The organism is Sphingobacterium olei (assembly GCF_005048855.1).
GTDB lineage: Bacteria > Bacteroidota > Bacteroidia > Sphingobacteriales > Sphingobacteriaceae > Sphingobacterium > Sphingobacterium olei.
On the sequence record NZ_SUME01000002.1, the window covers coordinates 543,640 to 560,616 of the forward strand.

13 protein-coding genes are annotated in these 16,977 nt (G+C 39.7%); 2 read left to right on the forward strand and 11 right to left on the reverse strand.

What is annotated here, in order from left to right; all coding sequences use genetic code 11:
• Positions 1 to 3 precede the first annotated feature (3 nt).
• The 3 genes from FAZ15_RS06540 to FAZ15_RS06550 are packed head-to-tail and all read right to left on the reverse strand — an operon-like array spanning position 4 to position 5,867.
• On the reverse strand, positions 4 to 1,575 hold the full coding sequence (locus FAZ15_RS06540) for a glycoside hydrolase family 28 protein (RefSeq protein ID WP_136900507.1): 1,572 nt from the start codon (positions 1,573 to 1,575) through the stop codon (positions 4 to 6).
• Position 1,576: 1 nt separating this feature from the next.
• Complete coding sequence (locus tag FAZ15_RS06545) at positions 1,577 to 3,109, reverse strand: MGH1-like glycoside hydrolase domain-containing protein (RefSeq protein ID WP_202912331.1); 1,533 nt, start codon at positions 3,107 to 3,109, stop codon at positions 1,577 to 1,579.
• Positions 3,110 to 3,122: 13 nt separating this feature from the next.
• The gene (locus FAZ15_RS06550; protein ID WP_136900508.1) at positions 3,123 to 5,867 is read right to left on the reverse strand and encodes an alpha-d-galacturonidase; all 2,745 of its coding nucleotides are present in this window, start codon (positions 5,865 to 5,867) and stop codon (positions 3,123 to 3,125) included.
• Positions 5,868 to 6,212: 345 nt separating this feature from the next.
• Between FAZ15_RS06550 and FAZ15_RS06555 the strand changes: the two genes are divergently transcribed.
• On the forward strand, positions 6,213 to 6,968 hold the full coding sequence (locus tag FAZ15_RS06555) for a DUF6263 family protein (RefSeq protein ID WP_136900509.1): 756 nt from the start codon (positions 6,213 to 6,215) through the stop codon (positions 6,966 to 6,968).
• A gap of 69 nt (positions 6,969 to 7,037) precedes the next feature.
• Here the strand turns inward: FAZ15_RS06555 and gcvH are convergent, their stop codons facing one another.
• Positions 7,038 to 7,418 carry a glycine cleavage system protein GcvH gene (gene gcvH, locus FAZ15_RS06560; RefSeq protein ID WP_136900510.1) on the reverse strand — a complete coding sequence of 127 codons (381 nt, stop codon included), beginning with the start codon at positions 7,416 to 7,418 and terminating at the stop codon, positions 7,038 to 7,040.
• Between the two features lie 78 nt (positions 7,419 to 7,496).
• On the opposite strand from gcvH, the gene FAZ15_RS06565 reads away from it, so the two are divergent.
• Positions 7,497 to 8,693 (forward strand): anhydro-N-acetylmuramic acid kinase, encoded by a 1,197-nt coding sequence (locus FAZ15_RS06565; RefSeq protein ID WP_136900511.1) that lies wholly within the window; start codon positions 7,497 to 7,499, stop codon positions 8,691 to 8,693.
• A 55-nt stretch (positions 8,694 to 8,748) separates the two neighbouring features.
• On the opposite strand, the gene FAZ15_RS06570 is transcribed toward FAZ15_RS06565, so the two are convergent.
• From FAZ15_RS06570 to FAZ15_RS06600, 7 genes are all read right to left on the reverse strand, one after another.
• Positions 8,749 to 9,411, reverse strand: a complete 663-nt coding sequence (locus FAZ15_RS06570; protein WP_136900512.1) for a DUF2461 domain-containing protein — start codon at positions 9,409 to 9,411, stop codon at positions 8,749 to 8,751.
• 85 nt (positions 9,412 to 9,496) lie between these two features.
• Positions 9,497 to 10,297 (reverse strand): phosphatidate cytidylyltransferase, encoded by an 801-nt coding sequence (locus FAZ15_RS06575; protein ID WP_136900513.1) that lies wholly within the window; start codon positions 10,295 to 10,297, stop codon positions 9,497 to 9,499.
• Complete coding sequence (locus FAZ15_RS06580) at positions 10,287 to 10,517, reverse strand: putative signal transducing protein (protein WP_136900514.1); 231 nt, start codon at positions 10,515 to 10,517, stop codon at positions 10,287 to 10,289. Before FAZ15_RS06580 ends, FAZ15_RS06575 begins: the two co-directional genes overlap by 11 nt.
• Complete coding sequence (locus FAZ15_RS06585; RefSeq protein WP_136900515.1) at positions 10,498 to 11,433, reverse strand: CPBP family intramembrane glutamic endopeptidase; 936 nt, start codon at positions 11,431 to 11,433, stop codon at positions 10,498 to 10,500. Before FAZ15_RS06585 ends, FAZ15_RS06580 begins: the two co-directional genes overlap by 20 nt.
• A gap of 129 nt (positions 11,434 to 11,562) precedes the next feature.
• The gene (locus tag FAZ15_RS06590) at positions 11,563 to 14,847 is read right to left on the reverse strand and encodes a S41 family peptidase (RefSeq protein WP_136900516.1); all 3,285 of its coding nucleotides are present in this window, start codon (positions 14,845 to 14,847) and stop codon (positions 11,563 to 11,565) included.
• A gap of 272 nt (positions 14,848 to 15,119) precedes the next feature.
• Positions 15,120 to 15,854, reverse strand: a complete 735-nt coding sequence (locus tag FAZ15_RS06595) for a zinc ribbon domain-containing protein (RefSeq protein WP_136900517.1) — start codon at positions 15,852 to 15,854, stop codon at positions 15,120 to 15,122.
• The gene (locus tag FAZ15_RS06600; RefSeq protein WP_136900518.1) at positions 15,854 to 16,951 is read right to left on the reverse strand and encodes a Nif3-like dinuclear metal center hexameric protein; all 1,098 of its coding nucleotides are present in this window, start codon (positions 16,949 to 16,951) and stop codon (positions 15,854 to 15,856) included. Before FAZ15_RS06600 ends, FAZ15_RS06595 begins: the two co-directional genes overlap by 1 nt.
• Between the last annotated feature and the right edge of the window lie 26 nt (positions 16,952 to 16,977).

Here is a 16,977-nt window from a genome sequence, read left to right on the forward strand (position 1 = left end):
ATCTTATCTAGTTATGTTATTTTGGATTTTCAAGGCTTTATTTTCTCCTTTTATCAGCTGCTTTACATTGGAAAAATTGTTATTGTGAACAGAAATATCTGCATTTTCACTTCCAATCAATTCGAGGTATAGATTAGTCCCAAGATAAGGGAAATTATTTTGGATATTCACATACTTTGCCTCTTCCAATACGATCAAAGCTTTATCTGGATGTGGCGTATAGTTCTGAACTTTTTGGATATCCATAAACTCCACATTCTTCACTTTAATCAATGGCTCATTCGCAACGTCTACCTGCACATTCTGAAAACTGATATTTTTGGCATTCTCCAATGAAAAGCCGGATTGCGCTTGCATGTTAATATTTGAAAAGCTGACATTTTCAACAGGCATCTCCAAAAGTCCTCTTATAAGTCCTACGCGATTTGTATTTCCCGCCATATCGCTAATGAAAATATTCTTAAACGCAGGGGTTCTTTCGGATACCGGTTCTACTTCTGTTGTGGCATATTGCATATCCATCACGATCGCCTGATCGCGAATATTACGCATCACGATATTACTTACGCGGATATTTTCTACCACTCCACCGCGTCCTCTAGCCGTCTTCAGGCGAATACCGCGATCTGTTCCATCAAAAACACAATTCGAAATAACGATATTTTTTACACCTCCCGACATTTCACTGCCAATGACTACCCCGCCGTGCCCGCGTAGCATGGTGCAGTTCGTAATGGTGTAATTCTCTGCCGGAATATTTACTTTTCTTCCGGATCGATCTTTACCCGACTTAATCGTAATACAATCATCTCCTACACTGATATGACTATTCGCGATATGTACATTTTGGCAAGATTCCGGATTAATCCCGTCCGTATTAGGTGAAGGCGGATTATCGATCGTGATACCATCGATCGTTACATTATTACAATACTGTGGATTGATCGTCCAAAACGGAGAGTTCTGGATTTTTATATCTTTTATCTGCACATTGTTGCAGTTTAAAAATTGTATAAACGGAGGGCGCAAAAAACCTCTTTCTACCCAACCGGGTAAATCTGGAGCGAGTACATCCTTATTCAACCGTTTGAATTCTTTTTGCCACTTACTGTCTTCCGTCAACTTTTTGACCTCAACCTCCGAAAACCGCCACCAATTCTTACCATGCCCATCTATTAAACCTCTTCCTACGATGGCGATATTTTCTAACCCATTGCCATAAAATAAAGGCGAAAAATTAGTTACTTCGGTGCCTTCCCAACGGGATTCTACCATGGGCAGGTAATGATCAAAATTGTCACTGAAGTGTAGTTCTGCTCCGGCTTCAATATGTATCGTGATATTACTTTTCAAATGAATAGGGCCTGTCAGGTATTTTCCTGCCGGAAAATAAACCGTTCCGCCTCCTTTGTTCGCTGCGGCATCAATCGCCTTTTTTATTGCCTGTGTATTGATAGCCGAACTATCATTTTTCGCACCAAAATCCATCACGTTAAAGAATTCCTGTGCGCCTGCCTCCGCTCCAAATAGGAAAGAGACACCAATTAAAAATCCGGTCAATAGTTTTTTAAGCATTTTAATTTAAGTTTATTTTAATATTCTTTAGCTTACTTGCATGTGTAACTTGATGTCCATCTGCATATACTGTAAAGCCTTTTCCTTTGTTGTATTTTTTTCCATCTTCATCCCAATAAATGGCTATATCTTTTCCATGATACCTTAGGTTAGTCAACGCAAAATATGTCCATTTTCCGGAAGGAATCAACGGTTTTACTTCCAGTATATTTCCAACCTGTGGTTTCAGTCCAATCAAATCCTGTATGATCACATCCACGAAGGTGGAGTGATTATAAAATTTGCTTCTTGGATCGTCGCCCTTCAACCATTCGCCTGTAATTTCATCCTGATATTCGCCGATATATGGTTTTCCGTCCATTACATGCGATTGCGCATATTTCTGTACCTCTTGATAGAAATCCGTTTTCTTGACCTTTCCGTTGTGTTTATAATCCGCCAGCAGATTGGCCATACCTCTTAATGTCTGTGAGGTTGCAAATGGCCAAACTGCACCATCCCATTCGCATCCATGCCCGGATCCTCTCGTCCTAAAGGTTGGCTCTCTTCTTTCGGCTGTCGTTAAGCCCCAAGGTGCATTGAAACCAGCCGTATCCAATATCTGGTTCCAAGCTGCGGCATATTCCTTTTTGTCGGCTGGGATATGAAAATACCAAGGAATAAAACCTATTGCCTCCCGTGCATTGTGCAAATCGCCATTCGGTAATTTCGTCTTAAAAAATTTATCTTCTTTATCCCACAGTGAATCGATTAGTTTTGGCTTTAAAGTATTCGCTTTTTGTTGGTATTTTACTTTTAAATCTACATTACCTACAATTTCTGCAATCTCAGCTAGGGCTTTTGCATTGGCATACATGTAACTGTTGATCGTAGGACGCATATTTTCATCTCTCCTGCTTCCGGAAACAGATTCTTCCATCCCGTCCTTTACATCGTGCTGCCAAAACAACCCATTAGGCAACTGGCGCTCTTCCTCCCATTTTTCGTAATCCAGGTCTAAGTCCTTTATCCGACTGGACAGATAGGATGTATTATTCGAAACCTTATGATAGGCCAGCAGGGCATCCGGCAACCAGGAACTGAACTGATGAAACCGAGGTCTTGATTCTCCCTCATCTGCTTTGTAAAGCCAGAAATCAATGTATTCTTTTAAAAAATCGTTATTTCGCAGCCAGCGCCCTTCGTAAAGGTGGTGTGCTAATGCGCAGCTGATGGAATTGAACTTTCCGGCATGTTTTACCGGTTCTATAAACTCGGTTACAATTGTTCCTTCGGGTGTAGCCTTAATGTGCTTGCGGTATGACCACCACCGAAAGTAATATATCTCTTCTATATTTTCGTCGGGGCATTCAAAAAGAGGGACATTGGCATTAAGCCACTCTCCAGAGCTTTTATTATCGATTAAATTAATAACCGCTTCGTTGTCCTGGTTATTAAATTTCGTCACATATCTTTCCAATTTTGTTCTGAGATCGACCTGCCCTATGGCTAAACAGGGTAATAATAATAACAGAAACAATGAATGTCTTCTCATATTTACTTTCTATTTACAGTTTAGTTTCTTGATAATACCCAAATAAATCGTCCAAATCATCTCCCTGATTGTCAATATCGGCATTATAAGGATGCAATAATTCGTTATCATCCACAAATCCTAAAATCACAGCTTCTCCTTTAGGTAATTTAAGTTCATGTTGACCGGCAGGAAAAGAATAGGTGTGTATGTCGATCATCGGCATATATTGCATCCGCATTGCATTACGGATCTTCGTTTCCGCCTGTCCGTAGTCATTCGCTGAAGCATCAATTTCCAACACCGGTTTTGGCGCAAAAACTTTATCCGTACTATTAAAATATCCGACCAATACCTTCACATCTTGTTTGCTTTCAAATTTCAGCGAATAGCCATTTAATTTTTGATCTTCGGAGTTAACCGTAACCGCCTGCAGGCCTTCCAGTTCTTCCGGCAGATGAGTCACAACCAGCTCTTGATCCACGTACAATTTGGCTCCCTTCTTTAAAGGGGTAAAATGCGCATTGCTCAACAACTTCGCCTCGCTACTTACATACTGTTTACTTTCCTCCTCTTTCGCATCTCCTGTATTGGATAAAGAATCGATCGCCAATTTAAAGTTATTCAATTCTGTTTCAAAAACAGGTAAGACTTCCGTCCAATGTTTAAAAGTTGCATCTACGCCTCGTAAAGGTATTTTACGTTGCTTTGTTTGCATGCTATTGGCATATAGATAAGAATCCGCTGTCAAATTTGTTAGTATGCTATAGGCTGCTAAACTCTTCTCTAAATCAGGAACGGCAGCCCGTAAGGATTCGACCTCCCGGGTATATTTATAGGCGAGTACCTGAACGGCTGCTTTTACCTTATAGCTATAATGGTCAGCCATAGCTTTATGAATATACACATCATTTAACAAACGTTTAAATTCGTTAGTATTCTTACTTGCTTCACCGATCTGCTCCACCAGTTCTACGGCTTTTTTTCCATGATTAACAATTTCATCGGCCACCTGAATGGGTGTCTCCCCAATATGGGGTTCACTTTTGAATTGCTTTTCTGCATACTCAATGATCATTTCTCCTTCGGGTGCTTCCGATTCATATAACAAAGTAAAGAGACCATACCGAAAAGGGCTGATCAGTTGTGTCATAAGCATACCCAATGTGGAGGTCTGCCTATTACCATCGGTAATACCGAATCGCCGTAAAATCTTGGGAGATATCTCTCCTATTTCTTCCAACGCCATCAACAGTTTACGCGCATTCTGCTCCGTAATACCGTAATATTCTTTCAGTTGATTGGACCAAAAAACCTGTTCTTCTTCTTTGCTGCGATCCACCTTCCAGGCATACCTTGCCCATGCTTGGTACCATACCCAATCCCGATCTACTTGCAGCAATCGCTCCTCCGTTTTGTCTGCGGTATAGGGCCAATCCCAATACGAAGCCTGTGGATAAATGTGGATACCATTGGAATGGTAGATGTCGTGCATGGCGTGTACGGATTTCTGAATAAAATCCGGCGATGCATAACGAAATGGTTCTAAATTTGCCAAGATATGTACATTCTGTATGTGTACAGTTCCCATCGCACTGAGGCTCCGATGGAGCTCCGCCCATTTTCCACGGGGTGCATATGTCGTAAGTGCTTCCCCATTATATTTGGCCATCGTATACAGATTTTTATATATTGACAGGGATTCTTTCATCACCGCCGGTGCATCCGTGTCGTGTGCCCGCAATACAATAGGCGGCTCTATTGTACTGCCAATTGCGTTCAGCCCATCTTTCACTCCGGGGATAATGGTCTTCGTAAACCAATCAATATCATCTTGGCCTACGCCTTCCATCGCTTCTCCCAATGTAACCAGCAGACCTACATTTGGATATTTTTCTACAAAAGCAGCAATGGACTTACGCGTATAATCGGATATCAATGGGGTAATAACACGGTTTCTTTCCTGTGTCTTTAGGTTGTGTTTTTCAGCAAAAGGCTTGGGTAATATAATATTATAAAACATCTGAATTACCCAGATACCTCGCTTATTGGCCTCCTGTGTTAAAAATCCAAACATTTCCTCGTTCTTGGCAAACGTTTCATCATCCACTTCCAGTGCATACGGATAATCTTTCAACTTTACCAATGAGGAAAAAGGATGTCCATTCCATAAATATAAGGTGTTGTATTTATTATCCAACATCATATCCAAATAGTTCAGCCAAAGCTCTTTATCATAAAACCAGGGGAAAAGATCTTCGGTATACGGATATTCATAAACATCTCGTCCGGGGAGATAGTCCGTTTTCTGCATACCAATAGCGGTACCCCGCAGTACCATTTCAGGCGCATCATGATGGGCTATCGCTTTTCTATCGCTATAAAGGCTTTGATTAACCACCTCGAGACAGCCGTACAGGAGGCCGGCTTCATCTTTTCCAATGATCAACAATGGAGATGACGCATCTTTTCTATAAACTACGAAAGACTCTTTGCTTTCCAATGTATTTAAAAGTGCAATAGGCACCATTTTGCTCACCTTCGAGGTGGGTGTAACTAACCCCAATATCACATCATCACCACGTAGAGAACGGTCGGGCTGGAATGACTTACGCGCATTTGCATCTATACCTAGAAAACTACCTAAACGCTCCACACTATAATTAAAACGCTCCATATTACTGACACCCTGCGTTGAGAAAAATAAATTCTTTCCACCAGCGCTTAAGTCAAATACGGACAGAAAAACGAAGGAAATTATCAATAAAAGCCGTCTCATATAAATTATTTCTCTATACATCTATTATAATACCCTACAAAAAAGAATAAAACTACTCCCCTTACTTTGATTGTGTAAGTGGAATCTGTTTAAATACATTTATTATAATTGTCAACTCAAAAAAACGCAATTTTGTGCTTTTATTCCTGTTTATAATTATCTACTTATAACAAGATGTTATCATAAGCTAACCCTAAATTAAGCCATTATTCTATATTTGGAGATAATATTTAATCAAATTTAGATCAACTATGCGCATGATATGAACTTAATTTTTTCATTTTTTAAGCGCGATTAGCTCAAAAAAACGCTATCTTTCCACATTGACACGCTAAAATTTACACAATGAAAAAATTAAGTTCCTTATTGTTACTAGTCTGTTTTACCATTTATACACATGCGCAAGAAAAAGTATTATTGCGTCTAGCTCCTCAACAGGGAGAAACGAAAATGTATGAAATGATCATGAAATCGGATATAGAAGGTCCACAAAGTATGATCATGGATATGAACATGGGTTTAACGATGACAGCAACAGACGTTACTCCCGAAACGATAACATACGAATCCAAATATGTAAAAATACGTACGGATATCAACGCTGGAATGATGACGATCTCGTATGACTCGGAGAAAGCAGCAGAAAACCAAATGGAAGAAATGATGGCCTCCCAATTCAAACCGCTATTGGAAAGCACACTTTCGATCGTGATGGACAAAAAAGCAAAGGTCATCAGCATGGATTTTCCGAATGTTCCGGAAGAAGCATTTGATAGGGGCAGCATACAAGGGATGTCCGTTTCTTTCCCTGAACATGAAATTGCTATTGGAACGTCTTGGGAATCAGAAATTGAATTACAACAATTAGGCGCCAAGGGTACAACAACCAACACGTTGGCTGAGAAAACAGCGGACGGATATCGTATCGACGTTTCAGGAACATACACCGATGCCAATGGCAATTCGATTGGTACGGCAACGGGGCATTACGTTCTGGATTCAAAAACTTTTTTCACGAAGACCTCTAATGTTACATCTGAAATGGAGTTTCAAGGATCAAAAATTACATCTATAGTAGAATTAAGAGAGGTAAATAAATAGTTATATTCCTACATAACATAAAAGGCCTTTCAAAAAATTGAAAGGCCTTTTATGTTAAAATTCGTATGATTAAGCGTTCACTTCAGATTTGTAAGCATCTGCAGTTAATAAACCGTCGATATCTGCTGGGTTTGCTAATTTTACACGGATAATCCATCCTTCGCCATAGGGATCAGAATTTACGAGTTCAGGAGAAGCATCAATTGCATCATTGATGGCTAACACCGTAGCTGTAGTTGGCATGAATAAATCTGAAACAGTTTTCACGGCTTCGATTGTACCAAACACCTCATTTGCTGCCACTTCCTCTCCTACAGTATTGATATCGACAAATACGATATCGCCTAATTCACGTTGTGCAAAGTCTGTAATACCAATTACAGCCTCATCTCCTTCTACACGAACCCACTCGTGATCCTTTGTGTATTTTAATTCTGCTGGAAAATTCATTTTGTTTTGTTTTTTTCCAAACTTAGATAAAATTGCTTTTTTTAACAAATAATAGTTTCTGGTTTTTATATTTATGGAATGAATTCTCAAATCCAAAAGCTTTACGACATCGGTAATAAGCGCGAACGCTTAATCATAGGTCTAATGTCGGGCACCTCCCTAGATGGATTAGATATTGCGCTCTGCCGCATCCAGAATAGCGGTACGGATACCCAACTTGATCTTCTTCATTTTGCTACGCTGGAATATACTTCTGATTTCCGAAAAAAAATACGTGGTGTTTTTGCAAAACGAGAAATCGATCAACAGTTATTATGCGGATTAAACTCCTTTATCGGTGTTGAACATGCGGGTTTGATCAACCGGGCCTTAAACGAATGGAATATGGAGGCCAGCCAAATCGATCTTATCGCAAGCCATGGTCAAACCGTATTTCATGCACCACAGATATTGACTAAAGATCCATCCCTTCCCAACAGCACACTGCAAATCGGAGATGGGGATCACATCGCTGTTCATACGGGGATCATTACGGTATCCGATTTCCGACAAAAGCATATTGCCGCCGGAGGCGAAGGAGCACCTTTAGCGGCTTACGGCGATTATTTATTGTTTACAGATGAAGTAGAAAACCGTATTCTACTAAATATCGGTGGAATATCGAACTTTACCTTCCTGCCTCATACTAACAGTGATCTAAAATCTTTTGCAACAGACCTTGGTCCGGGCAACACGATCATGAACCAATATGTGGCGGCACATTACGGGATAGAAATGGATAAGGATGGAAAGATTGCGAAACAAGGCACGATCCGTTATGAATTACTATCGGCTTTAATGGCCGAAGAATTTTTACAGCAGGACTTCCCGAAAACAACAGGACCGGAGCTGTTCAACCTCGACTATTTAAGCCAGATACAACAAGAAACAAATACAGGCTCGCTAAGCCATCCGGATGTGTTAGCTACGCTCAATGCCTTTTCGGCAAAAGCTATTACAGCGTCAATTCTGAAAGTGACGAAAGGGCTTGAAAATGTAGCCGTATATATTAGCGGAGGCGGTATTCACAATCCGCTGCTAATGGAAAATATCCGTCAGGATCTTCCTTTGTTGAAAATCGAATCCATGCAGCAAATAAATATGAATCCCGACGCGAAAGAGGCCTGTTTATTTGCCCTGCTCGCAAACGAAACAGTGGCCGGGAGCCCAGAGCATGTCGATAACATTAAAAATTCTCCGGCAATCTGTATGGGTAAGATTAGTTTTCCTAGCTAGCGCTTTCTTACCGCATGCAGGTATTGCGAATTTGCAGATTTGCAAATTCACATTTTTAACTATCAATGGCCTCATGAATGAATACCTTGAACGGATAGATATCTTTGCAGGTATTGATAACCTTATCTAAGGCATCAGGATTTTGCATTTCTTCGTCGGAAAACTGTTTATATAGAATAAAACTCTTGAGTTTCAATAATTCGATATTGGGATCGTTAGGATCATAGCCTGCTGGTGGACGTACCAATTTGTCTTCTTGAGACAAATCTTCTGGTTTCCATCCTCCCGCTGCTAGCGCATTGACAAATTCAACGGCATTGTAATCAATTTCTTGACGGATCGCATCTAGATGCTCTTTTTTAGGTCTCCAGTAGCCCGCGGCTAAAAAGTTATTCCCCGATTCAATATGAACATAATACTCCGGTCCATCTAATTTACGACCATCAATCGATATACCTGCCGCCAACCAGCTTTTATACGGTGTCTTGTCTTTCGAAAATCGGATGTCTCTATAAATCCGAAACATGCATTTAGAAGCTTTGATATCGGTATTGATCTGCAGATCAAACTCCGACAACCGCTGAATCATGGCTTCGATAAATTCCTTTACATTCTGATTAGCGAGATCGTACTCTTCTTTATGTTCCTGAAACCATTCTCTCGAGTTATTTTTTTTGAGGTTGCTTAGAAATGAAAAGGTAGATGAGCGAATAACCATAAGTAGATATTAGATTTGAGATATTAGACTAATAATTCAAAATTAAATTAAAAAAGCATAGTATTAAATTATTCTAAATTCTTAATTATTGAATGAGTAACAAAAAAATAAAAACCAATGGCGCAGCAATCAACAATCCATCAAAACGGTCAAGTAAACCTCCATGTCCGGGTAGAATCTTACCCGAATCTTTTACACCAAGGCTACGTTTAAGCATGGATTCTACTAAATCCCCCAAAGTTCCAAAAACACCTATAATGATAGACATTGTCGCCCATTCCCATTTTTGCAATGAACCAAAATACTGTGCCAAATTAAGCGACACAAAAAAAGCCAGCACGATGCCTCCGATAAAACCCTCCCACGTTTTATTGGGCGAAATCCGTTCAAATAATTTGCGCTTCCCAAAACTCCTTCCTGCCAGATAGGCACCGGTATCATTAGACCATAATATAATCATGAAGCCCAACGGAATATACGGATTGTATTCGCCTTGGATAAACCCCAATGAAAGGAAGAATAAAAAAGGAAAACTCGCATATATCACACCGAGAAAGGTGTACGCAATATCATGAAATGGCTGTGCATGTTTTTGAAATAAGGATACAATGAATACCGCAGAAAATAACGGTACGAATAACCAAACTTCATTCAACGGAATAATGCCGAGACAATATAGACTTACTAAACTTCCGAGTACCACAGCGGTAATTAACCCTACGCTTATATGGGGTCGCAAGACATCGCTTTTCACCATGCCGTAAAATTCAAATAAACACCATGTACCCAGCAAACTAAAAAAAGCAACAAAACTATATTGACCTAATAATATAGCGCCAATCACAACGGCTATGAAAAAAAATCCGGTAATAGCTCTAGTTAGCATCTTCTGGATTATAAGAAGTTGTACCGTAGTCACCGATTAAGGCTTCTGCTTCTTGCACATGTTCTTGTGGCACATATAATTCTATTTTCCCAAATAAATAGGAAGAATCCTGCTTATTTAGCAACACCGCTTCTACTCCGTTCTCTTCCAGCATTTGCTTTACGATTTCGCTTTCAATAGCGTTGTTATACGATTTTATCTTAATCCAACCTTTCTCCATCTATTACTCTATTTTGATGTACATGTTTATAAAAATACCAGCCTATTACAGCAGTAAGTACTAAACTGCCAAGATACACAATTATTGGATAGGTTTCACTAGCCTGCAGATCTGCATAGGTCTTCCCCTGTCTAGTGTATACGTATGCCAACACCGTAACCGATGCATTATTTAGAAAATGACAAATAATAGGGATCCAAATATTGCGCGACCAAACCAGCATATATCCAAAAAAAACACCCAGTATCAATCGCGGGAAAAAACCATAAAACTGCACATGAATGGCACTAAATATAATTGCCGTTACCCAAACCGTGATATGGTGATTTTTGAATACCCGTTGAAAAATATGCTGAAGTGATCCACGGAAAAAGTACTCTTCGGCAATAGCAGGTAGTACTGCCATGATCAAGATATTGAGCAGCAACAAACCTATACTGTCTACCATGACGATATTCTGCGTAAGAACGGCCATGTTATCTTCCTGTGCACGCATCCAATTTTCCAACCCATCCATAGAAACTGGCAATTGCATACGCATATTCCACTCCCCAATAAGCTGCATCAATGGCGCAAAAGCGAATAATAGCACCGCAGCTAATATGTAGTTCTTTATGTTCCCAATTTCTTTTGCCGGGAAATAGGTGTAATAGCTTTCTATTTTTTGCAAGAAAATTGCTGGTAATAGAAATGTACTGATAGAACTGCTTGCCAGCAATAAATACAAAAAGGTGGGGTTACTATTGTTTGTATAAATCGAATTACTATCGTTAATGATTGTTTCCCAATCTCCGGTAATCATAATACTGCCTACGAGTACAATCACCTGTACCGCAATGCTTAAACCGATGGTAAGCCCCACTAAAATAAGGAGCGACTTCCATGGTGAGTTCGGTGATACCATATATTCATTCATAATTTAAAGGTAGCTATTATTTTAAAAAACAAATACCATCGTCATCGAGGAGGAAGAATGACGACGACCAGATAAGACTGCCATGTCATACTTCCTCGCAGTGACGTAACATTTTACCTCTTCTTTTTTTTAATTGACACGGATCGGATCCGCTGGTTTTTTGATTTCGTTATACGGATACGTTTTCATTTCTTCCAAAAGAAGCTGAACTGTCTTTTCCAATTGTGGATCTTTGCCTTCTAATAAATCTTTGGGCATTTGTTCAATGAAAATATCAGGAGCTACGCCTTCGTTTTCAATGATATAATTTCCGTTAAGATCAAATACACCAAAGTTTGGTGAGGTAATACGTCCGCCATCCAATAAGGGAGGGTACCCCGAAATACCGACTAAAATTCCCATCGTCGTACGACCGACTAGCTTGCCTAGACCTTTGAAGCGAAACATATACGGCATCATATCTCCTCCCGATCCTGCATTCTCGTTGATGATCATGGCTTTAGGGCCATAAATTCCGTTACCTGGCGTGGTAAAACTTTTACCGTCGCGAATGCCCCAACCTGCAATTAGTTCACGGGACAAAAGATCAATAACGTAATCTGCTACAGAACCTCCTCCATTATTTCTTTCATCCATTAAAAGGGCTTTTTTATCCATTTGAGAGAAATAATAACGATTAAAATACGTATATCCTTCCTGCCCCGTATTCGGCATATACACATAAGCGATCTGCCCGTTACTCAATTGATCGACCTTCTTTCGGTTATTTTCTACCCAATCCATTCTTCTTAATGCAATTTCATCCGTAAAAGAAATAGGTTTTACGACAACATCCCGTCCTCCTTCATATGTTGGTTTCGAATTAATGCGCAGCGTAACCTGTTTATCTACCCGCTGTTCCAATAACTTATAAATATTCACCGAAGCATCTAATTTCACCCCATTTACGCCGACAATATAGCTTCCTTCTTTAATATTCAGCCCTGGTTCTGCCAATGGCGCTTTAAATGCCGGATTCCAATCTAATCGCGTGAATATTTTATTAATCTTATACACACCATTAACACCCTCTAAATCAGCACCCAACACACCTGTACTTACGGATGGCGTAGACGGCTCATCCCCCGGATAAATGTAATTGTGACCGACCACCATCTCACCCATCATTTCGTTAAGCAAATAACCTAGATCGGAACGGTGATTGACATAGGGTAGGAATTTCTCATATTTGGTTTTCATAGCTACCCAATCGGCACCGTGCATATTCTCTACATAGAAAAAATCTTTCTGGAGCGACCATACTTCATTAAACACCTGCTTCCATTCCGCAGCAGGATCGACCTCATATTTAAAGTCGCTTATATTTAACTTACCGCTATCTGGCCCGGGTTTCTGTCCGGCAGGCACGATAAAGTAATCTTTGCCATTGGAATAGATCATCCGCTTACCGTCTGCACTTATTTCAAATCCCCTCACGTTTTCGATCAACGTTTTATTTTCCAGTTTATCAAGGTCGTACACACCTAACGTACCTCCCCGACGGTATGTCAGCATTTTATCTACGCTACCATCCAGGTTATAGTAGCCTGCGGGTAAAGGCAAGGCCACAATACGGTTGTTAATATCTTCAAAATCTACATCCAGTTTTTTAACGGCAACTTTTTCCTCAGCCGTATCCTTTTTGTCGTCCTTCTTTTTACTTTCGTCCTTTTTTTCTTCTTTTTTGGGTTCTTCGGATTTGTCTTCTTTTACCGTTTCTTCATCACTTTCATTTTTAAAAATAGATGGTGTCTTTTTCGACAAAATAAATGCATATACACTATAATTAGGACTGCGCTCATAGGCACTCATATGCAAGCCTGAATTGGTTAACCCTGTATTGGTACTTGCGGCAAAGAAAAGATATTTACCATCTCTACTGAAAGTCGGACTGCCCGCCTGACTCATGCCGTCGGTGATCTGATGGCTTTTGCCGCTTTCCAAATTGTACATGAAAATTGCATTGACACCGTTAATTAACGATTTAGAATAGGCAATCCAATTGGAATCAAAAGACCATGCCGATTCGAAGTGATTACGGGTACGACCCAATGTAGAACTTAATTTGTCCGAATCAACCAACGTGACATTTTTACTGACAACATCTACGTAATATAAGTTAAGATGAGCATCGTTGAAAAACAACTTTTTGCTATCGGGCGACCATTGCGGCTGAAAATAAAAAGGCCCTGCTCCCAAACTAATATAAACAGGCTCGGTTACCGCTTTTTGGTCGCGAAGAACCAATTCATATTTTCCATTTTTATCGGACAGGTACGAAATCCACTTTCCATTTGGAGACCAAGCCGGGAAACGTTCATGACTCCCTACTGCATTAGAAATATTTCTGGCATCGCCCTTTTCTTTCGGCACCGAAATGATCTCACCTCGGCTTTCAAATAGCGCTCTTTGTCCTGTAGGAGAAATACTGAAGCCTCTAATATCTTGGTTCAGGTTTACATAATGCGTTCTTTTATACAATGCGTCTGCATGTACGGCAATGGCTAACGAATTTACATTCTTAGCATTTACGTCCAAAATATGAATTCGCCCTGCATATTCAAAGGTCAGTTCATTTCCATTTCCCTGCAATGTACGCACATCGTAATCGGTGTAGTCTGTCAGTTTTTCTACCTTCTTTGATTTTACATCATAACTGTAAATATTAACAATTTTATCCCTATCTGATAGGAAATAGATTTTATTGCCTAACCAAATCGGTTTTACATCGTTACATCTTTCGCCTGGAATGACTTCTACATTTTTGGTTTTGGTATCAAAAATCCAGATAGAAGGCATACCTCCGCCTCTATAACGCTTGAATGCGACACGATCCCGTTCGGTGGGATCTCCATTTTTGATATAAGCCCAGTATCGACCGTCTGCTGAAGGAGAGCCTTGATATGCCTCTGGCATCAGCAATGGTGTAGCCAGCTCACTACTCAAGCTTGTTTTGTATAGACGTGAACCCAAGGAATAGTTAAATTCACGTGTAGTGGTAAAATAGATTTCGTTGTTATTTAACCAGCCTCTTACCACATCCGCAGAAGGGTGAAAAGTAACACGCTTGGGTTCTCCACCTGCAACGGGTACGACATACACATCTGTATTACCATCGTAATTACCTGTAAAGGCAATCTGTGATCCATCGGGAGAGAACACCGGATTCTGTTCTACACCTGGGTTTACGGTAAGTCGTCTTGGATTTTGGCCATTTTTATCGGCAACCCAAATATCACCTCCATAAACAAAGGAAACGTGTGTCTGACTTATGCTCGGATTACGCAAAAGCAACGTTTCTTGTTGTGCCTTACTCTCATTTAGGTTAACAAAAGCGAATGCAGCACTTAAATAACAGGATATTTTTTTAAACATATACAGATAAGAATATTAAGCAACAAACTTAGATAATTTTATGTTGGAAATATATTTGATTTCCAATTATTAAATCGATTATATCCAAGTTGTTGCATATTTATCGGCTCATTACACTTCGTTTTAGCGAATTATCTTCAGTGAAAGCATCTCATATGGGTTCATAAAGTACGACTGAGGATTATTAAAATTGATCCAGTATTTCCAAAGTAAAAATCGCAAAAAAAACGCCGGAATATAATTCCAGCGTTCATATTTTAAATAAAATTTCCTTAATCTTCAGAAGCGATTTCCTCGTCAACTAAGATACGTCCACAGTGCTCGCAAATAATAATTTTTTTGCGTTGACGAATTTCAGACTGCAATTGAGGTGGTATCTTGTTGTGACAGCCTGAACAGCTATCGCGCTCGATAGAAACAACAGCAAGGCCATTGCGGTAAGAATTACGAAGCTTATTATACACCTTCAACAAACGCTCTTCATTGTTTGTTGTCGCATCTTCTGCTTTTTTCAACAATGTATCTTCTTCAATTTGTGTTTCTGAAGTAATTGTTTCCAGTTCCTTTTGCTTAACCTCTAACTCAGCTTTGTTAAAATTCAGGTTGTTTTCCGTTTTTTCGTAGCCTTCCGTTTTGTTTTTGATTTCAAACTCGGCTTCTTTTATACGTTTTTCACACACTTGAATCTCAAGGCCTTGAATTTCGATTTCTTTAGAAATAGCATCATACTCCCGATTGTTTTTTACTTCGTTCAATTGACCTTCGTATTTCTTGATTGCCGACTGTGCGTCTTTAATCATGTTTTTACGTTTTACAATTGAATCTTCTAAATCGTCAAGATCTACTCTAATTTTTTCGAGACGCGTTTCTAATCCAGCGATTTCATCTTCTAAATCAGCAACTTCAATAGGAAGTTCACCACGCACTTGGCGAATTTTGTCTATTTTAGTATGGATCGTTTGCAACGACCATAATGCTTGTAACTTTTGTTCTACGGTTTGTTCCATTAACTGTAGTATTTGATTGGATTTGTGTCTGTTTCCGTTATTAAGAGAGCAAAGTTAGCAAATTTTTTCCGAATTATGTCGAACAATAATTCTTGCGTAAATTGTTCACTTTCAAAATGTCCAATATCAGCAATAACTAGCTGACCTTCCGCATCAAAAAACTCATGATACTTATAATCTGCTGTAACATAAACATCAGCTCCTGAACGCTTTGCATGTTCCAACAAAAATCCTCCTGCTCCGCCGCAAACTGCAACACGGGATATTTCTTTTCCTAAAAATTGTGTGTACCGGATGACATTTAACTTCAGTTTTTCTTTTAAATAGGCTAAGAAGTCAACTTCGGACATGGGAATGGGTAAATTTCCAATGATTCCTGACCCTACATAATGCGAGGTATTGTCTAGTGTCACGATATGATGTGCCACCTCTTCATAAGGATGAGAAGACAACAACGCTACCACAATCGCGCGTTCCAATTGGGCAGGATAAATTACCTCTATCCGGGTTTCTTCTACGCGCTCTTGGCTTCCCACTTGACCAATGGCAGGCTCGGCTCCGTCTAACGGACGAAAAGTACCATAACCCGCCGAATTATAACTGCACTGATCATAGTTACCAACATGACCTGCTCCTGCATCAAATAAAGCCTGACGCACCGTTTCTACATCTGTGCGGGGTACATACACGATCAATTTCTTCAACAGTCCCGATTTCGGGCTCAAGATTGCCGGAGCCTGAAGGTCTAATTTGTCTGCAATTTTCGAGCTTACACCCCCAACGACATTGTCCAAATTCGTATGTATCGCATACAAGGCAATATTATTCTTAATTGCTTTGATAACGGTGCGTTCCACATAGTTCTGGTTGTTAAATTTTTTCAACCCTTTGAACACGATAGGATGGTGTGATATGATGATATCACAGCCCTTTGCAATCGCTTCATCGACTACAGACTCTGTACAGTCTAAAGAAATCAGCGCTTTTGTAATCTCATCGTCTGCATTTCCCACAATAAGTCCGGAATTATCATATGATTCCTGGTAAGACAAGGGGGCAATACTTTCCAAATAATTTGTCAGTTCTTTTATCTTCATCTATTCGATTTTAACTTTTCAGCTAT